The sequence below is a fragment of the Haematobacter genomosp. 1 genome, assembly GCF_002196855.1.
Taxonomy (GTDB): Bacteria; Pseudomonadota; Alphaproteobacteria; order Rhodobacterales; family Rhodobacteraceae; genus Haematobacter.
In genome coordinates this window covers 42074-59491 of record NZ_NIPW01000017.1, presented here as the reverse complement: position 1 = coordinate 59491, position 17418 = coordinate 42074, and the positions used below count along the sequence as shown (strand labels likewise).

The following is a 17418-nucleotide window of genomic DNA, read 5'->3' as shown; positions in this document are numbered from 1 at the left end:
CGATAATTATGTCATGTAAGCGCTGCGCTGCGACTTGAACCGACACCATGGAATAGTCGCCATAGACGCCGGATCCATGCGCCGAGAGGCTGAAGCTCGCATTGGCCAGCAGCACGGGATCGATGATGCCGAGCGCATCGGGCCCGCCCACCATTGCCAGATAACGATTGTATTGCGCCGGGATGACCACGACGTAGTTCTGGGTCTCGGCAAAGGGCGGCACACCACTGTATTGCTGCACCCGGCCCGGGCCAGCGTTGTAGGCGGCAAGCGCATGGATGATGTTGCCATCGAACATGCCGAGCATCTGCGCGAGATAGCGTGCGCCGCCGGTCACCTGCAGATAGGGGTCGTCGTAGTAGGCCGGGTAGATGCCGAGATCGCCGGCTGTGCCGGGCATGATTTGCGTCAGACCAAAGGCCCCGACGCCGGACTGGGCACCGATCTGGAAGCGGCTTTCCTGCCAGATCAACGCCTGCAGGAGGCAGCGCCATTGCACCGGCGTCAACCCTGCGCGCGACACGCCGGAAAGAGAATAGGTGTCGCGGGCCCCGCGGATGATCAGTTCTTCAACCGTTTCGCGGGCATCGCCGAACAGGCGGGTGGCGGCCGGGTTCCCGTCATCTGGAGCGTAGACGACTGCTGCTGCCGTCTCTCCCCCATTCCCGGCTTCCAGTGCAGCCACTGTTGCACCGACGGACGCGCTTGCTCCGGTGGTCATTGCGCCAAGGATGCTCTCAAGTGAGGCCAGTTGCTGGCGCTCGATCTCGGCCAGCTCCTCTTCGCGGCTCAGCCGATCCCGTTGCAACGCGATGTCCAGATCCCGTTGCGCAATCGTCGCTGCTGTCCTGGCAAAGCCCTGAGCGTCAAAGGTCGGCACGCCTTGTGCGCCCAAGGGCTGCGCCAGCGAAATCCCAATGAGGACCTGTGGCAGGATCGGTGCCAGAATCCGGGCCATACCGTCAGTCCGCCACGCCAATCAGGGTGAAGGCGCAGGGGTCTGCCGCTCGCGAGACCTCGCCGCCCATGGTCGAGACCGTGACGCCGGAGGGACGCTCGGCGAAACTGAAGCAATTGGCCCGTGGGGCCTGCCCGCTTGCACAAGCGGCAAGGAGCAGGAGACTGCCGAGGACAGGAAGATGGATAAGCCGGGCACCATTTACACGAGACATCACACTACACCTTCCAGAAATCAGGGCGGTCGCGGTAATCCGCCCCCACGAGTTGCTCGCCCTTCTCCATCCCGCCAAGGACGGTCACGAGAGGGCCGAGGGCTGAGAGATCGGCATCGATGACAACCGAGCCTCGGTCGTCGCGCACCAGCGCTAGGCGCGATGCGGTACCCACACCCAGAAGGACATCGAGTTCCTTCTCGCTGAGACCGAGCATCGCGTAATCGGCCGCGCTGGCGCGGATGTTTGGCAGCAGGATCTGTGTCGGCACCGCCTCGACAATGGTCTTGCCGGTGCGCGTGCGCTCGAGTTGGCTCGCGTATTGGGTCATCATCACAACGACCGCGTTCTGTTTGCGGGCGGTGACCAGCCAGTTGCTCAGCCGATCCGCGAAGTAGCCATTGTCGAGCGCTTTCCAGGCCTCGTCGATCAGGATCACCGTAGGGCGTCGATCCTCAATCACCCGCTCGACCCGGCGGAAGAGGTAAGAGAGCACGGCCATCCGCTCGCGCTCACTCTCGGAATCGAGAATACCGGTCAGGTCGAAGCCGGAAACCTCGCCGCCGAGCGAAAAGCCGTCTTGCGGGTTGGCCCCGAAGATCCAGCCATAGCGGCCGGTCTCGGTCCATTCCTGCATCCGCTCGAAGAGATCGCCGTCATCATCGGTCGAGACCAGCAGTGAGGCGAAATCTGACCAGTTGCGAAGTCCCGCGTGATCGGCGCCAGCATTCTGGCGCACAACCTCCTGCAGACGGTTGGTCTGCACCGGCGTCAGCGGTCGGTCGCGGCGCTCAAGGAGCGTGGCAAGCCAGTCGGCCAGCCAGGCCTGGCCGCGATTGTCGATCTCGGTCTGAAGCGGGTTCAGTCCGGTGGGCTTTCCTGCACGGACCGTGGCGTAGCTGCCGCCAAGGGCGCGAACAGCCATTTCCATCCCGGCGCGGTAGTCGAAGATGAAGAGCCGTGCACCGGCCCGCCGGGCCATGGTCATGAGAAAGGCGGCCAGCACCGACTTCCCGGAACCGGGACGCCCGAGGATCAGGGTGTGGCCGCCGGTCGGTTCCTTCAGCGGCGAGCCCTGTTCATGGAAACTGAAACGGAAGCCGCTGCGCTCTGGTGTCGGAAACAGCGTGATCGGCACGCCCCAGGGCAGTTCCTCACCGGTCTTCCCAAGAGGGGTGCGGTGGAAGGTCGCGAGATCCGCGAAATTGTGGTTGGTGATTGCCGCCTTGCGGCTCCGTGCGCCCGTGTTCCCCGGATGTTGCGCCATGTAATGCGCGCGTGATCCGAAGCCCTCCGAGATCAGGTTGATGCCGGAACTGGCGGAAATATTGCGGATCTCGGCGCAGATATCCTCGAGATGGGCGCGGGTGCGCGCATAGACCGCCACGGTCATATGGTGTTCGCCGAAGATCAGCCGCTTCGATTCCAGATCGTCCTGCGCCAGTTCCAGCTCCTGGGCCAGACTGACCGCGCCATCATTGGCGGCCTGCATCAGCCGAAGCTGGCGTTTGATCCGACCGGCCATGATGTTCGAATTGATCGGCACGAAGGAATGGGTGACCACCATATCGACCGGCAGGTTCAACTCATCGAGCATCAGGCTGTCGGTTTTGGCCGGGTAGTTTTTGACGGCAAAGATCGTGCCGAACTTGTCGCCCACGGCGCCATCAGTCAGATGGATCTCTGCGCTGCGGAAGGTCACGCGCGTGTTGGCCACGTCCTCGGCGAGGATGCCGAGGCGCGAGGCCGGGAAGAGAGGGTGCTCCTCGCCCGTGTTCAGGCTGCCGAGGAAGCCCAGCAACTCGCCGCTCTCGGCCGTCAGCAGGCGCGGCTTCAGATCGGAGAAGCTCGAGAGCATGAAGCCCACCACCTCATCGAGCTTGCGCAGGCGCCGCACAGTGTCAGCGGCCAGCCGGGCGCGGGAGGCCGCCGCAACGAAGGGGATCCGGCTGCCAGGGTCTGGGCGTTTCAGGATCGAAAGCGTGAGGGTCTTGTCGCGCAGCCCACTCTTCGCAAGCTGTGCCTGCCAGCGGGCGTCGACTGCCGCTTCAAACCCATCACCCGGGATCGGTGGCAGCCGCGTGTCCACCGCTTTTGACACCTTGTGCAGATAGAAGGAGAACTCCGTCCCGACCTGCGCCACCACACCCGCAAGCAGTGCCCCGATCCGGTCGAGATGGCTATCCTCAGACGTGGTGCTGTTCACCCCCTCAAGGCGGATGCATTGCATCAACTCGTTGCCCCGGGTACGGATCGTGTTGCCGGCGACTAGGCTGACATAGGGCAGCATGTGTGCGAGCCGCTTTTCCTTCCCGGCCCATTCCGGCAGCGCCGAGATCGGGTCGAGTGCGAGATCGGCGCTATCTATTGCTTTGGTCTCGGCATCACGGGGCATAGCTGTCTCCCCCATGATGCTTGCGATTCCGCGTCGGCGGGGTTTCCTGCAGCGTGATCACCAGCACGTCGAGGAAGTTCGGATCCCAATCCGCAGCCTTCCACAGCAGGGGCCAGGCAATCCCAGCCGCCACGACGATGATCCAGCTCTGGACCCAGAGGAACAGCATCGACGATCCAAAGAGCCAGACCATGGCATACATGATCGGCAGCCCCATCAGCTTGGGGGGCCGCAAGAGGCCGATGAAGACGCGCGACTGTTCCGCCATGACCCTCAGACCTCAGGTGGTCCAGATCGCGGCAACAATGGTCGGCGCGGCGGCGATGCCAGCGATAGCCACCAGCACCCAGAGCGCCTGGCGGAAGTCGAGAATCCCGAAGAGCCAGGACAAGAAGACACCGATCAGCGCCAGCGTGCCGATCACGATGCCCAAGGGACCGGTGATCGCATCAACGATGCCTTGCAGCAGTGTCTGCACCGGCGAGAGGTCGATACTCTGTGCTAGCGCAGGACCTGCGAGCACCACAAAGGCCATCGTCATGACGGCCGTGACGGAAGGGGACTTCATCAACTCGTTCCTTTCAGCCGCGCATAAACGGCCTGCACACGGGCCACATGGCCCTGGGTCTCAACATAGGGGGGGATGCCGCCGTGGCGGCTGACGGCCTCGGGTCCGGCGTTATAGGCGGCTAGCGCCAGCTCCGGCGTGCCGAAGGTCTCGAGCATCAGGAGGAGATAACGGGCCGATCCGTCGAGATTCTGCCGCCAGTCATTCGGATCGACCCCGAGAAAGCTGGCGGTATCGGGCATCAGCTGGCCAAGGCCGATTGCACCGGCATGGCTCAGGGCCGCCGGGTTATAGGCGCTCTCGACCTCGATATTGGCCCGGTAGAAAAGTGCCCAGTCGGTGACAGAAAGGCCCGCCCGCCTCAGCGCGTCATGGCCACCATAGCGCAAGGCGGTGTCTTCGATGCCTTGCAGGATCTCGGGGCTGGCGGAGGCGGGCCGAGGCGCGGCGTCACTGGCACCAGTGTCACCATCATCCCGCGGTGTTGAAAAGAGGAAGAGCCGCTCCGGCTTCTCGGCGCCGAACTGGCGCATGAAGCCAGTATCGGATGACACCGTGGCCAGTTGGCCGTCCAGCGCCACCCGAAAGACAAAGCCCTCTGCGTTCGCGCCGGCCGGAGCGAACGCGGCAAGGACGCAGAGGGCCAGAAGAAGGGATGAAGCCTCAGCCCTGCTGCGCGGGCGCAGGCTCCGGCAGTTGGTGGAGAGAGCGGCCGCCCTCGTCGAGAGGAATATGCGCCGTGCGCATTCCGATATCCGAGAGGAAGCTAACAAGCCCGGCAACGGTCTTAAACTCACGGGCCCTGATGTAATTGCGGCTGGTGACGACAATCTTCTCATCGCCGCCAGCGGGCCCGATCGCCCGCACATACCAAGAGCCGTACCAGGCGTTGAGGCGCTTCTCGGCCGCGGTCCGACAGACCACTTCGGCCAAATAGCCCTGGGCGAGCAGCTGTCGCAATCCGTCTTCTGTAACCACATTCGGGGCGTCTTCTAACATGGTCTCCCCGCGGCTCCTCTCCATAGAATGGGTCAGGCCATGGGGAATCAAATCACCATAGCCGTATCATTACACTATTATTGATGGCAATGATTATTTGATGCCTTGACGGCAGATCATCGCTCCATAAAGGTGGATAGCCCAAGACTGTGGCAAATCAAAGCAATGATGGGGCCTCGTCCGAAACATGGTGAAGCTGCGCCTGATATCCTGCCTTGTCGCCATCATGGTGAGTTGCTCCGCCGCCTTAGCATCATGCGATCCCCCTGAACGGCCATGGTTGCCAAGCGACCCGGCCGATGTACGGGCCTATGCCGATCTGATCCGGGAGGACTTCGAGGGCTACATCACCGCGGTGCAGGAGTATTTCCGCTGCCTCGATGCCGAGCGCGCCCGGGCCTTCTCTGAGGCACAGGAGGTCAGTCAGGATTACGGTCGCTTCCAGAGCGTTGTGGGACACTGAGGCGAAGATCGGATACGCCAGCCACACGACAAGCAATGCAAGAATATTGCATTCAATAATGGTGTATCGTAGCGATAGAGGGTAACTGAGCGAGTCGCCTCCATGTCCCCTGCCCTTCGAACCACCGTTTTGACAGCCTCTCTGGCCCTGACCGCCGCAGTCTCGAGCCCTTCCTCCGTCCAGGCACAGACCTACCAGATCGACTGCGCCATCCTTCTGTGCCTCGCCGGCGGATGGCCAGCCTCTGTCCCCTGCGCGCGGGCCCGCGCCGAGTTCATTCGCCGCATCACGCCCTGGCCGGTCGAGCCACCGCTGCAGATCTGGCGCTGCCCGATGGGCGCATCCCTCGGTGGCGATGCGCCGCTCAGCCCGATGGAGCGGCTCTATGACATTGCGTTCCGCGAGCCGCTTGAAAGTACCCTGCCCATCCCTATCGACGTGCCGGGTCTGACCCTCGCGCAGGCCCTGGAGCAGGCCGATATCGACATCTCCGGCGATGCTTTCGACTTCGTGCGCAGCATCCGGGTTTATCACATCCAGTTCAGCCAGCATCAAAACCGCGATGGCGACTGCATCCGCAGCGATTCCACCCGTCTCGGCTCCTATGGCACGCAAGGCGACTACGGTTGGGCCAGATCCTCGGTGGCCGCTGTCCCGGAGGCATCTGATCTCGCGGTGCCGGAGCATTGCCGCAGCTATTCCTGGCGCTCGGTCTTCGTGGATTGGCGTGACCATGCCGGGAACTATGGATCGGAAGAGGTCCGCTATTGAAAAGCCGCCGGAGCCTTGCGGCCCCGGCGGCTCTCTGTGTCGGGGACGTTCGATCCCCTTTTTGAAGACGACGCCAGACCAAAGGTCCAACACCAAAACCTCAAAGAACACTCACCTAGCCAGAGTGTTCTAGACCATCCTTTGAGGTTGCGCAACCAATAATGGTCTTTTGATTGCGATGATGTTGTATTGATGTGAGCTTGGCGCGTCGTATCGGAGACGACGATCATGGAACTCACCACTGGCGCCATCCTTCGCCGCATCACCCACACCGAACTTTCCTGTGCCGCGCACAAGCTTGCGACTGTCATCCTTGACGCCATTGCCTGGAAGGACGGCTACAATGGCCTGCCGCATGGCACAGCAGCCTTTACCCTCGGTGATCTGGCCGATCGCATGACGGTATCGCGACAGCACCTGCACGCTCTTCTGGCAGAACTGGCAGCCTCAGGGCTGCGCCTACTGCGTCAGCGGGGTAAGGGCCGGTTTGCGCCATGGCTCTTCCGCTTCGGGTGCTGTGACCAACCTGATGCAGATGGCGAAGTGTCAACCACAGCTGACACCACCCCTTATATAAGAGATTCAAACAAAAATGTATTCTCAGGAACGATAGTGGTTGATCGTGAAGAGCCTGAGAAAGCGGCACGCTGGCTGGCTTTGATCGGAAAGGCCAAGACCGCCCTGCCTTGTCGCGCCGCAGACAGCCGGCACATCTGGGAACGATTCAGGGAGTTCAACCGTGGACGAGGTCATGACGCCGTGCCAGCCGGGTATCTGCTGGGGTTCATGCGGAAGTGGCGAGGTGGTGACGTTTCCGGGTCCGACCCTTCCCTCGCAAGCGGCAAACCAATCACGCGACAGGCTGACAAATTGCAGCGCCTGATGGCGCCAGCGCCGTTCATCAATCGATATTTCCACGAAAGTGATCTGAAGCGGAAACTCGGGGTGGATCGCTATGAGAAGCGAGTAGAAGATCTGCGCAGCAGGTTCGGCTGTTCGGTGTTCCAGGCACAGCTGGCTGTGCACGGAATGGCCGTAGCAGAAGGAGTGATCCAGCGATGAGACAAAACCGCGTCTCGGGCTTCGTCCGCAATGATCTTCCGGCCGAGATATCAATGTCGAATGTCGGCAGAAACCACATGTTCCAGACGTTATGTCAGCAGAGTTCAGCGACCCTGACCGCTAGAAAGGGCGGAAAGCAGCCCGACGGCGCTGCGGCACGGCAGCCGCAGCAACATCGCCGGAGCGGCCGTTCGAGCCGCCTGCAGCGAGCTCGCCGTCGGATCAGCCCTGAGGGCGGTATCCAGACATTCGCGGCGGGAGCAAGACGAAGAAGGCTCATGCGCCAAAGTGGACGTTCGTTTTAGTTTCGGAATGCGACCTTTACATGCATAGCGCTTTCGCGTGATCAATGGTGGCGCGTCTGGTTCCCGCTAAGTAGGTGAAGTGAAGTCATTCAATGGAAAACGTTCTTGACCCTATGCTGATCACACTGGCTGGCCACGGAGCAACACCACAAGGCATCAAGGATGCATTGAAAGCCTCATCTGGCAGCCGATACGTGAAATGCGCCTTTCAGGTTAACCCGTTCGCGTATGGAATTCGTCACTCCAAAAACAGTGGTTTTGCAGACGAAGGCCAGTACAATGACGCGATGGTCAAGGCATGCCAAGAGCATGGTGTGCAGGTCGTAGCGCTCACAGATCATTTCCGTTTTGACCATTCGGAGAGCCTGCGAGTGAAACTGGAAGAATCCGGCATCGCGGTTTTCCCGGGCTTCGAAGCAAATTCCGCTGATGGTGTACACATTCTGTGTCTCTTCCCCCCGGGATCATCCAGCACAGATATGAACGCAAATGTGGGCGCATGCGATATTCGGAATCGCGAAGATCCTTCACCAATTTCGCGCAAAGGATTTGAGGATATACTTGCGGTCGTTCATGACCGTGGCGGCATCACAATTTCGGCGCACGTGACCCAAAACAGTGGGTTGCTAAAGGCGCTCTCTGGCCAAACTAGAATGAATGCATGGAAGTCACCGCTGCATTTGGCGTCAGCTATCCCCGGGCCGCTTCGTGACGTGCCTGTGGAATACCGACAAATTTGTCTTAACAAAGACGGAGCACACAAACGGGATAGGCCTGTTAGCTTCGTAAACGCGTCTGACGTGTCAGCACCGGAAGACTTCGCTAAATCCGGCAGCACCAGCTTGCTGAAGATGACGGATATATCGATAGAAGGTTTGCGACAAGCTTTTCTCGATGGCGAAAGCCGGATCATGCTCAATTCTGACGATGCGCCATCCGAATTCACGAGAATTGTCGCAGTTTGCTGGGATGGCGGGTTACTTGATGGGCAGTATGTTGCGCTGAATGCTGGATTGAATGTGATGATTGGTGGTCGTGGTGCTGGCAAGTCCACAATAGTTGAAAGCCTGCGCTTCGTCTTCGACGTACCACCGGTGGGTGCGGATGCTGCCAAGAGCCATGAATCGATGATCAAATATCTATTGGGCTCTCGTTCAGCAGTTTCAGTCTTAATTTATTCGCCAAGCCCGTCGCCAGGTTACTACCTGATTGAGCGCGCCTACAAGCAGGAAGCGCGAGTAAGAAATCAGTCAGGGGAAATCGTTGCCGACCTGAAGCCCAAGGACATCATTTCTGACTTGGAGATTTACGGCCAACACGAGATCTCTGAGATTACGAGGCATAAAGGTCAGCTTGCCGGGCTACTTGAGCGCTTTGTTGGTACGGATAGCGAAGCGACCGTCGGTGAGGACGGGATCAGGGAACGTTTCCGAGCCTCTCGAAAGAAGGTCACAACCCTAAGCGAAACAATCGCCGAACTGGACCTTGCTCTGGCCGCACTGCCGGGGCTCAAGGAACAGCTCAAACGCTTCGAAGAGACCGAGCTTGCGACGCGCCTGAAAGAACAGGCATCTGTCCAGCATGAACAGAGAATACTGGACGATTTTTCTAAGGCCATAACTGGATTTGAACAATCGGGAGAAGCCTTGAAGCCGGTCGGAAAAACGGCATCAAGCGTTTTACCGTCAGAAGAAGAAGCGGATTTGCCGCACAGAGAAAACTTGGCCAAAATCGAAGCGATTGCGCAGGATATCCACCAGGCCAAAGTGCAAGCGGCAAGCGTACTGGAAAAAGCGGCTCAAAAGGCTGCCACAGATTTGGCGGCGATCCGCTCTGAATGGCAACCAAAGGCTGATGCTGTTGAAGCGACCTACAGGTCAATAAAGAAAGAATTGCAGGGTGATGGCTTCGATCCTGATGCTTACCTGACTGTAAAACAGCAGGTTGCCAAACTCGAGCCAAAACAGAGGGACAAGGAGTATGCGGCTTCTGAATTGGCTTCCGAACATGAAGTACGACAGAACATTGTCGATGAGTGGGAGAAGGCCGACAGGAAAGCCTATCGTGACCTTGAGAAGGCCGCGAAGAAGGTCAGCAGCAAGCTCGAAGGCACAGTCCGCGCAAGTATTCGCCCCAGTTCCGACCTCGGACCACTTGAACAAGTTTTGCGGGATGGAACTGAAGGGCAGATCAGTCAAGCCATAACAAAGCTAAAAGAGTTTGAGGACTTATTACCTTCGAAACTCGCCGCAACGATTCGCAAAGGGGCTCAAGCGCTCAGCGAAGAATTTGGATTCACGGATTCATCCTCTCAGAAGATCGCCGCTGGGGGGGAAGGCCTAGCGTTGCTCGTAGAGGAAACACGGATACCGCCGGAGGCTGTCATTGAACTAAATGTTGGTAGGGGCGGGGTAGAAAACTGGAAGGAACTCGACCGACTGTCTGCCGGTCAAAAGGCGACCGCGGTTCTAATGCTCTTGTTATTGGAATCGGACTCACCGTTGATCATCGACCAACCCGAAGACGACCTCGACAACCAGTTCATAGCAGGACCTGTAGTTGAGAAGATGCGTGCCGCCAAGAAGAAGCGCCAATTCTTGTTCTCAAGCCACAATCCAAACATCCCAGTTTTGGGTGACGCTGATCAGATCATTGGCCTCACACCAGTCGTTGAAGATGGGGTTGACCGGACGAAGATCGAGCAAAAGCTGTGCGGTTCCATCGACAAGGAAGAAGTCCAGGAGCTGATAAAGGAGCTTCTCGAAGGCGGAGAGCAGGCGTTTTCAACGCGTAGAAGAAAATACGGCTTTTAGTATGGGGGTGGGCTGTTTGCTCGAAAACATCCAGAATCCAAAAAGCTCGCATTTGCTTGGTGTTGAATGGCAGTAAGTTCCGCATCGTTGCCAGCTCATCACGGGTTTCGCTGCGCGGTGCCTGAGGGGCTGCTTCGGTGGACGCTGTCGCGCAGCATGGTGACGGGCCGATCGTCCGCAAAGGGCCGAATGCGTCAACCCCTGCTACTTCGTGCGCGTCATCTTCATGCGAGCTTTTGCTTAAAAGCTCGCATGAGGGTGAGAGCGGACGTTCATGGAGAGCGCAGCGAAATCCCGGTTCGAGCCCTTTTTGACGAATGCTGCCGAGCGACTGGACGGCCGCTTCGGCGGACCCGCAGCTTAGCGAGGTGTTCTCCGTTCGGGTCTAGACATACTCCGTAATGCGTTTCAACAAGGCGACACCGGCACCTGATAGAACGCCGCAAGAAGACGTAAGCTCTTGACGACGCCCGGTGTCGAGCGGATGGGGTCCTGTTATGTGACCGTAAACTGCCCCATCATGCCCGCATCCTCGTGTTCGAGGATGTGGCGGTGATACATGAATGGTGTCTCTTCCGAAGCCAGCTTGTCGAACCTCAGCAGGATTCCGGTCGGACCCTGCACACGGACAACATCTTTCCAACCGATCTGCGCCGAGTCGACCGGCCGTCCGTTCTGACTCACGCCTCACGATAATTGTCACACGCCTCAACGCCCTCTGCGACCACGTCGAGAAGTGCGTCCACATCGCTCAGAAGAACCGTGATGCGCGGGCTGCTGATACGGTAGCGGATGAAACGCCCATCGCGATCGCTGGCGACAAGCCCGCACTCCAGCAGGCACCTCAGATGGTTGGAGACGTTGGGTTGCGATAGTTCCGTCCGCTCGACGAGCTCGTGAACGGCCAATGGCTCGTTGCAAAGTGCACCGAGGATGGCCAGGCGGCTCGGGTCCGCGAAGCCGCGGAACAGCTTCGCCCGTCGCTCGATGGTTGCGCTCTTGCGGTCATCGACCAATTGCGCCATATCACTCCTCGCTGATATGTTGTTCTTCGATTCATCCTAGCAGGAATAGCGCGACCATGGCCAACACCGAAAATGCCGGATCGACGGCAGATGTCCCGCCCGTCCGTTACCGGGTTTCCGGTATGGATTGCGCCAAGGATGCCGCGCAGATCGAGCGGGCGGCACAGGCAGCCGGGGTCGCGCCCGGCGATGTGAAAGTGTCGGCCGCGACGCACATCATGACACTGACTGCACCCGAAGTGCGCCTGCCGGACATCGAAAAGGCAGTCGCGGTGACAGGCTATGGCTTCGACCGGATCGAGGGCGATGAAGACATTCCGCCGAATCCTGCCCATCAGGACCCGGCCTACCGCCGTGCCCTCTGGATCGTCGTGATCCTGAACGTGGGATACGGGGTCCTCGAAATGATCGGCGGTTTCATTTCCGGATCGCAGGCCGTGAAGGCCGATGCGCTCGATTTCATCGGCGATGGCGCGATCACCTTCCTCGGCCTGCTGGCCATCGGCTGGAGCCTCGCTTGGCGGGCACGGTCGGCTCTGATCCAGGGCATCTTCCTCGGGCTCCTCGGTCTTGGCGTCCTCGGCACGACCATCGTCCGGGTCTTCGAACAGACGACGCCGGATGCAGGTCTCATGGGCCTGCTCGGTATGATCGCCCTTGTCGTGAACGTCGTCTCCGTTCTGCCGCTGCTGCGATTCCGCAAGGGCGACGCGAACATGCGGGCTGTCTGGCTGTTCTCGCGCAACGACGCTATCGGCAATGCGGCGGTCGTCATCGCCGCCGGTCTCGTGGCGTGGCTGGGCAGCGCGTGGCCCGACCTTATCGTCGCCTTCGGTATCGCCGGACTGTTCCTGCACTCCGCTTGGGCCATCATCCGCGACGCGCGGGGCGATCTGAAGGCGACGGCATGAACGGTCGCGTTCTCGGTGGGCTCTGCGCAATCGCAGCGCTCGGTCTCGATCAGGGCACCAAGGCGCTCGCCCTGACCACACCGGCGCTCGAGAGCGGGGTCGAGGTTTTACCCTTTCTTAACCTCGTGCGGGTTCTGAACGATGGGGTCAGCTTCGGTATGCTCGGCGGGTTCGTACCGTGGTGGGGTCTCATCGCGCTTGCTGGCGTGATCGTGGCATGGCTATTGATCTGGTTATGGCGCGCGCCGGACAGGCTGACAGCTGCCGCTCTCGGTCTGATCATCGGCGGCGCACTCGGCAATATTCTTGACCGCGTACGCTATCAGGCCGTTCCTGACTTTCTCGACTTCCATTACGGATCATACCACTGGCCGTCCTTCAATCTCGCGGACGTAACGATTTTCTGCGGCGCAGCCCTGCTGTTCTGGGACAGCTTCCGCTCTGCGAAGGACAAGCCTGGTCAGAGTGAACGCAAGGAAAACACAACGGGGGTGTAACCCATGTTCGGCATACCATCTGCGAAAGGCTTTGACAGCACACTCGCCCTGCTGCGCAACCCATATGGGTTCATCTCGGAGACCTGCCGCGCACTCGACACAGACCTGTTCGAAACCCGCATCCTCCTTCAAGAGACGATCTGCATGACCGGCGCGGCGGCAGCGGAAGTTTTCTATTCCGAGGATAAACTGATCCGCGCGGGCTCGATGCCGGGCCGCATACAGAAGACCCTGCTGGGCGAAGGCGGCGTTCAGGGATTGGACGGCGCTGCCCACCAGCACCGCAAGAAGATGTTCATGTCACTCATGGGGACCGAGCGGATCGCCGCGCTTCAGGGCACGTCGCTTCACATGTTGGACAAATATGCGCCGGACTGGGAGGCGAGGAACGAGGTCGTCCTCTATGACGAAGTGCGCGAAATGCTCACAAGAGCTGTCTGCGCCTGGGCCAGGGTGCCGCTTGATGAAGCTGAGGTGGCGACCCGAAGGGCGCAGCTTACAGCGCTTTTTCAGGACGCCGGGGCCCTTGGCCCCAAACACTGGCGCGCGCGTCTGGCGCGCCACCGCCTGGAAAAATGGGCAGCACGGCTAATCCAACAGGTCCGCGATGGTGAGCTTCAGCCGACGCAGGAAAGTGCCCTTCATATCATCGCGACATGGCGCGATCTCGATGGGGAGTTGTTGACCCCCAGGGTGGCCGCCGTAGAGCTGTTGAATGTCCTGCGCCCGACCGTCGCGGTATCCGTGTTCATAGTTCAGGCGGCGCATGCTTTACATCGGCATCCCGAGTGGCGGCAAAAGCTGAAGGACGACGAGGGACAGCTCGAACCTTTCGTGCAAGAGGTCCGCCGTCTGTATCCGTTCTTTCCCGCGGTTGCGGCACGGGTGAAGAGCGATTTCGAGTGGCGCGGATATCGCTTTCCCAAAGGGTACAGGGTTCTGCTCGACCTCTACGGCACGAATACCGACGCTCGTTCGTGGGACGCGCCGCAAGAGTTCCGGCCCGAGCGGTTTCACGATCGGGAGGTCACTCCCTACGAGTTCATTCCGCAGGGCGGTGGCGATCACCACAGGAACCACCGTTGTCCGGGCGAGTGGATCGCGATCAGCCAGATGAAGGCGTTTTGCAGTTTCTTCGTGAACGCCATCGACTACGAAGTGCCGGATCAGGATCTGGATCTGGATCTGGAAACCGGAGAACTGCCGCCCATGCCCAAATCTCGGTTCATCATGCGTAACGTCAGGCCTCGGCAGTAGCTTCGCCCTCGTCCGGATCGACCGACCGCGCATCCTTCGTGGCCTCGAACGCCTCCCATGTGGATAGCAGGTGCGCAGCTACAGCCCACATTCCTCATGGCCCCAGTTGAGGTCGTAGCGACCTATGAGCTCTACAACATCAACCAGACTCGGCTCGAGAACCTCATCCACCGAATTTTCGGAAACGCTCAGCTCAATATCGAGATTGCCGATCGGTTCGGAAGACCCGTAACTCCGCGCGAATGGTTCCTAGTGCCGCTCTTCGTGATTGATGAGGCCGTTCAGAAGATTAAAGACGGAACGATCACAGAATTTCGCTATGATCCAGGGAAGGCCAGTCTCGTCCTGCGGCCAGACAAATAAAGCCTACAGACATCTGTCTCCCAAGGCGGCATAAATTCTGAAGTCACATCGCCGGTTTGGATTATAAAACTCGTTGACCAGCCGCTGCCCTTGCCCTGCCTGCTAAATCGCAGGCAGGGCGCAACCTACAGCATGGCAGTCCGCACATAGTGCCCAAATTAGAAAACCCGCCGCGAACGCGACGGGCTTTCTGCAGATCTTACGACGATGAGGGAAGGCAGATGCCCGCGAACCTCAAAGCCTTACCTGATCTAGATAGGTCACTATGGTCTTCTGGTCAATATCACTATACCGCAACGTCCCATGCAGACACGATTTTCGAACCAGCTGATTTTTGAGCTTGAGGCCGTGCTGTCACCTCCCCGGTTCAGCACCTATCTGCGTGAAACCGCGGGCGATCGTCAGAGGGCGATGGATCTCTACTGCTGGAACACCGATGTGTCTGCCGCTTTTTACGTCATGCTACAGTACTGCGAGCTGTCGATCCGAAACGGAGCAGTCGAGGCGATTGAGGCGGTTTTTGGAGGCAACTGGCATCTTAACCGCGGTTTCGTCTACACGCTCCCAGCACCAACGAGGGGCTACAGGCCCAGAGAAGATCTGACAGACTGCGCAGCGAAGCTTCCCACAGCGGGAAAGGTCGTCGCCGAGCTGAAGTTCGCCTTTTGGCGCTTCCTGTTCTTGAAAGGCCAGCAGCCTCGGATCTGGGATCCCCACCTCGCGGCGACATTTCCGGGATATGACAAAGCACTGACGCTGTCAGAAGCCCGCGCCAGATTGTTCGATGACATCGACGAGGTCCGGAAGCTGAGAAACCGGATCGCGCATCACGAGCCCATCTTCGCTCGAAATCTGCATGAAGATCACCAGCGCATTCGCAGGATCATAGAATGGCGCCGTCCAGACGTGGCCGCCTGGCTGGACAGCACGCAGCAGGTCACGGCTCTCCTCTCCCGTCGGCCTTGAACAGATAGAGCACTGAGCAGGTGAAATCATTCCTGCTCAGCGGCAATCGGCAGATCCATATCGACATCGGCCACCGGCTTCAGCAGCCCGGCATCCTGCAGCGCCTCGATATCGGGCAGATCGCGCAGGGTCTCCAACCCGAACTGCACCAGGAAACCCGGCGTGGTGACGTAAGTATAGGGCGCGCCCGGTTCCGGGCTGCGCGGACCACGGGCGATCAAGTTTTGACGGTGCAGACGTGCAATCAGATCGCGGCTCACCTCTCGACCCATCAACCGCGCGATCGCACCACGGGTCACCGGCTGCATATAGGCAATGATGGTCAAGACGAGGGCCTCGTTCGGGGTTAAATCGCGACCCCCTTCCCCCTCCTTGCGGGCAGCGCGGATCGCCGCCGCGTGTTGCGGTTTGGTGCGAAACTGCCAACCTCCCGCAATACGCGCGATCTCGTAAGGCCTACCCGCCAGTTCAGCAGAAATATCCTCGATCAGGAGATCAAGCGCACAGTCCCGGCCCACCACACGCGTCAGCACCTCCCGGCCCATGGGCTCCGAGGCGGCGAACAGCACGGCCTCGACCCGCGCCATCCACTCCCGCCAGCGCAAGGCCTGTGGCAGATCGGCAAGTTCGGTGTCCAGCGGCTCAGATGATTTCGGGGCCATGGTCATAACCCATACAGCCGGAACGTCGGGCGGCCGGTCAGCTCGCGCACCAGCCCGAGCGATGTCAGCCTGCCGAGCAAGCGCCGCGCCGCACGATCACTGGCATCCTTCCCCGCCTGTGCCGCCAGCGCATCCTCGGACTGAAGGGCGGTGATGATAGCGGCCGTGTCCTTTCCTGGCCGCCGCAGGTTTGCCGCGCGCAAGGCATCGGCACGGCGGGCCAGATCGACGTGGAGATCAATAGCCGCAACCGCTCCCCTGCCCCAGGCGCTCGCGCAGGCAGCAAGCCACGCCTCGCCCTCTAGACGAAAAGCCGAACGCGGCAGATGGGGCGCGAGCAACGGCACAGGACGATCCTGTCCAAGCGCCCGGGCCAAAGCCGCATCCGCCAGCCAGAGGGCGAGACCGCGATAGGCCGGGCCCAGGGCAAGAACCTCCCTGGCCGCCTGAGCCGCAAAGCGCAGCGGATGGGCGCGACCAACAAACCGCGCTCCAAGGTCCTGCAAGAGCACTGATACCGGCTCGGGCGACAGATCAAAGAAGCCGGGCAGCCGCGCCGGCCATTCTGCCGAGCGCAGGGCCCGCGCCTCGCCCAAAGCACGCCAGCCGATCAGCATCCGCCCGGCCGGACCTGGGTCATCGCCAGATTTACAAAAAGCCAGGGCATCGCGTAATTCGGCTTCCCCTTCCCGGCGACCCTCAAACCCTGAGATCGCCGCAGCAGCGGTAAGCGCCAACCGCTTGCGCCAGAGCATCCCAACGACATCATCAGAACGCACGAAGGGATCCAAAGTGGCGAGCGCTGCTCCGGAAAAAAACATTGCAATTTCAGGATTATCGCGGCCCACGGCGTGCCGTATCCATCGCGGCACGGCCGGAGGGATTGGGGCAGGCGGGGGAGATTTCACGGCACGGGACATGCGGAGAGGCTAGCAAGTAGCGGCGCTTTATACCAGTATAATTCGATTTATCCGCCGCGCTTGTCACGCGTGTATAATGTCCAATAAGATTGCATTATCGGTCATTATGTTCTTCTATAGCGAAATGCGCTCCAGGACCCAGAAAATGCCCCGAAATCCCACCCAAGACGCGCCAGCGAGGCCGTGCAGAACGCGAGCTTCTGTCTGCGCTTTTCCGGCGGCATCGCGCCTCAGCGCGCACACGCCGGCGCGTGCCGCCCAAGGAGATG

The 17418-nt window shown here is 60.1% G+C and carries 20 protein-coding genes; 9 read left to right on the top strand and 11 right to left on the bottom strand.

The genetic code is table 11. The features are described from left to right. The 7 genes from CDV49_RS11170 to CDV49_RS20890 all read right to left on the bottom strand — a co-directional run. Positions 1-958 (bottom strand): lytic transglycosylase domain-containing protein (locus CDV49_RS11170; protein WP_088215550.1); only part of this gene is annotated, 958 nt, incomplete at its 3' end. 4 nt (positions 959-962) lie between these two features. Beyond that, complete coding sequence (locus CDV49_RS11165; protein ID WP_088215551.1) at positions 963-1172, bottom strand: hypothetical protein; 210 nt, start codon at positions 1170-1172, stop codon at positions 963-965. 4 nt (positions 1173-1176) lie between these two features. After that, positions 1177-3567, bottom strand: a complete 2391-nt coding sequence (locus tag CDV49_RS11160; protein WP_035715016.1) for a VirB4 family type IV secretion/conjugal transfer ATPase — start codon at positions 3565-3567, stop codon at positions 1177-1179. After that, on the bottom strand, positions 3557-3835 hold the full coding sequence (locus tag CDV49_RS11155; protein WP_035715013.1) for a type IV secretion system protein VirB3: 279 nt from the start codon (positions 3833-3835) through the stop codon (positions 3557-3559). The genes CDV49_RS11160 and CDV49_RS11155 overlap by 11 nt, the downstream gene beginning before the upstream one ends. Before the next feature lie 12 nt (positions 3836-3847). Further along, positions 3848-4135, bottom strand: coding sequence for a TrbC/VirB2 family protein (locus CDV49_RS11150; RefSeq protein ID WP_035715012.1), 288 nt, complete (start codon positions 4133-4135; stop codon positions 3848-3850). Continuing rightward, positions 4135-4716, bottom strand: coding sequence for a lytic transglycosylase domain-containing protein (locus CDV49_RS11145; RefSeq protein WP_254915515.1), 582 nt, complete (start codon positions 4714-4716; stop codon positions 4135-4137). The genes CDV49_RS11150 and CDV49_RS11145 overlap by 1 nt, the downstream gene beginning before the upstream one ends. Positions 4717-4798: 82 nt before the next feature. After that, positions 4799-5134: a hypothetical protein gene (locus CDV49_RS20890; protein ID WP_035715009.1), complete on the bottom strand. Its 336-nt coding sequence runs from the start codon at positions 5132-5134 to the stop codon at positions 4799-4801. A gap of 226 nt (positions 5135-5360) precedes the next feature. Here CDV49_RS20890 and CDV49_RS11140 point away from each other — a divergent pair, with 226 nt between their 5' ends. The 4 genes from CDV49_RS11140 (at position 5361) to CDV49_RS11120 (ending at position 10548) form a co-directional block, all read left to right on the top strand. Next, positions 5361-5597, top strand: coding sequence for a hypothetical protein (locus CDV49_RS11140; protein ID WP_084684279.1), 237 nt, complete (start codon positions 5361-5363; stop codon positions 5595-5597). A 102-nt stretch (positions 5598-5699) separates the two neighbouring features. Next, positions 5700-6368 (top strand): hypothetical protein, encoded by a 669-nt coding sequence (locus tag CDV49_RS11135; RefSeq protein WP_035715006.1) that lies wholly within the window; start codon positions 5700-5702, stop codon positions 6366-6368. 228 nt (positions 6369-6596) lie between these two features. Beyond that, positions 6597-7430, top strand: a complete 834-nt coding sequence (locus tag CDV49_RS11130) for a hypothetical protein (RefSeq protein WP_035715005.1) — start codon at positions 6597-6599, stop codon at positions 7428-7430. Positions 7431-7827: 397 nt separating this feature from the next. Next, complete coding sequence (locus CDV49_RS11120; RefSeq protein ID WP_140418208.1) at positions 7828-10548, top strand: TrlF family AAA-like ATPase; 2721 nt, start codon at positions 7828-7830, stop codon at positions 10546-10548. 495 nt (positions 10549-11043) lie between these two features. Here CDV49_RS11120 and CDV49_RS11115 read toward each other — a convergent pair whose 3' ends face one another. Together CDV49_RS11115 and CDV49_RS11110 are read right to left on the bottom strand one after the other, a co-directional pair. After that, positions 11044-11232 (bottom strand): multicopper oxidase domain-containing protein, encoded by a 189-nt coding sequence (locus CDV49_RS11115; protein WP_035714453.1) that lies wholly within the window; start codon positions 11230-11232, stop codon positions 11044-11046. Then, positions 11229-11573, bottom strand: coding sequence for an ArsR/SmtB family transcription factor (locus CDV49_RS11110; RefSeq protein ID WP_035714448.1), 345 nt, complete (start codon positions 11571-11573; stop codon positions 11229-11231). The genes CDV49_RS11115 and CDV49_RS11110 overlap by 4 nt, the downstream gene beginning before the upstream one ends. A gap of 56 nt (positions 11574-11629) precedes the next feature. Between CDV49_RS11110 and CDV49_RS11105 the strand changes: the two genes are divergently transcribed. The 5 genes from CDV49_RS11105 to CDV49_RS11085 all read left to right on the top strand — a co-directional run bounded on the left by CDV49_RS11105 (position 11630) and on the right by CDV49_RS11085 (position 15567). Next, a complete protein-coding gene (locus CDV49_RS11105) occupies positions 11630-12484 on the top strand; it encodes a cation transporter (RefSeq protein WP_035714447.1) in 855 nt (284 codons plus the stop codon). Beyond that, positions 12481-12981, top strand: a complete 501-nt coding sequence (gene lspA / locus CDV49_RS11100) for a signal peptidase II (protein WP_035714444.1) — start codon at positions 12481-12483, stop codon at positions 12979-12981. Before CDV49_RS11105 ends, lspA begins: the two co-directional genes overlap by 4 nt. A 3-nt stretch (positions 12982-12984) precedes the next feature. Then, positions 12985-14238: a cytochrome P450 gene (locus CDV49_RS11095; RefSeq protein WP_035714442.1), complete on the top strand. Its 1254-nt coding sequence runs from the start codon at positions 12985-12987 to the stop codon at positions 14236-14238. A gap of 57 nt (positions 14239-14295) precedes the next feature. Further along, positions 14296-14601, top strand: coding sequence for a GIY-YIG nuclease family protein (locus CDV49_RS11090; RefSeq protein WP_084684252.1), 306 nt, complete (start codon positions 14296-14298; stop codon positions 14599-14601). Positions 14602-14904: 303 nt separating this feature from the next. Continuing rightward, entirely contained in the window at positions 14905-15567 is a 663-nt protein-coding gene (locus CDV49_RS11085) for a hypothetical protein (protein ID WP_035714437.1), read from the top strand. 26 nt (positions 15568-15593) lie between these two features. On the opposite strand, the gene scpB is transcribed toward CDV49_RS11085, so the two are convergent. Both scpB and CDV49_RS11075 read right to left on the bottom strand, forming a co-directional pair. Continuing rightward, a complete protein-coding gene (gene scpB / locus CDV49_RS11080) occupies positions 15594-16229 on the bottom strand; it encodes an SMC-Scp complex subunit ScpB (protein WP_211253711.1) in 636 nt (211 codons plus the stop codon). Positions 16230-16231: 2 nt separating this feature from the next. Continuing rightward, on the bottom strand, positions 16232-17077 hold the full coding sequence (locus CDV49_RS11075) for a DUF1403 family protein (protein ID WP_169743202.1): 846 nt from the start codon (positions 17075-17077) through the stop codon (positions 16232-16234). Between the last annotated feature and the right edge of the window lie 341 nt (positions 17078-17418).

Coding starts and splice junctions, on each gene's coding strand:
- CDV49_RS11130 (WP_035715005.1), top strand. CDS start 6,597: ATGGAACTCACCACTGGCGCCATCCTTCGCCGCATCACCCACACCGAA.
- CDV49_RS11120 (WP_140418208.1), top strand. CDS start 7,828: ATGGAAAACGTTCTTGACCCTATGCTGATCACACTGGCTGGCCACGGA.
- CDV49_RS11155 (WP_035715013.1), bottom strand. CDS start 3,835: ATGGCGGAACAGTCGCGCGTCTTCATCGGCCTCTTGCGGCCCCCCAAG.
- CDV49_RS11090 (WP_084684252.1), top strand. CDS start 14,296: ATGTGGATAGCAGGTGCGCAGCTACAGCCCACATTCCTCATGGCCCCA.
- lspA (WP_035714444.1), top strand. CDS start 12,481: ATGAACGGTCGCGTTCTCGGTGGGCTCTGCGCAATCGCAGCGCTCGGT.
- CDV49_RS11150 (WP_035715012.1), bottom strand. CDS start 4,135: ATGAAGTCCCCTTCCGTCACGGCCGTCATGACGATGGCCTTTGTGGTG.
- CDV49_RS11110 (WP_035714448.1), bottom strand. CDS start 11,573: ATGGCGCAATTGGTCGATGACCGCAAGAGCGCAACCATCGAGCGACGG.
- CDV49_RS11095 (WP_035714442.1), top strand. CDS start 12,985: ATGTTCGGCATACCATCTGCGAAAGGCTTTGACAGCACACTCGCCCTG.
- CDV49_RS11140 (WP_084684279.1), top strand. CDS start 5,361: ATGGTGAGTTGCTCCGCCGCCTTAGCATCATGCGATCCCCCTGAACGG.
- scpB (WP_211253711.1), bottom strand. CDS start 16,229: ATGGCCCCGAAATCATCTGAGCCGCTGGACACCGAACTTGCCGATCTG.
- CDV49_RS11160 (WP_035715016.1), bottom strand. CDS start 3,567: ATGCCCCGTGATGCCGAGACCAAAGCAATAGATAGCGCCGATCTCGCA.
- CDV49_RS11165 (WP_088215551.1), bottom strand. CDS start 1,172: ATGTCTCGTGTAAATGGTGCCCGGCTTATCCATCTTCCTGTCCTCGGC.
- CDV49_RS11105 (WP_035714447.1), top strand. CDS start 11,630: ATGGCCAACACCGAAAATGCCGGATCGACGGCAGATGTCCCGCCCGTC.
- CDV49_RS11085 (WP_035714437.1), top strand. CDS start 14,905: ATGCAGACACGATTTTCGAACCAGCTGATTTTTGAGCTTGAGGCCGTG.
- CDV49_RS11135 (WP_035715006.1), top strand. CDS start 5,700: ATGTCCCCTGCCCTTCGAACCACCGTTTTGACAGCCTCTCTGGCCCTG.
- CDV49_RS20890 (WP_035715009.1), bottom strand. CDS start 5,134: ATGTTAGAAGACGCCCCGAATGTGGTTACAGAAGACGGATTGCGACAG.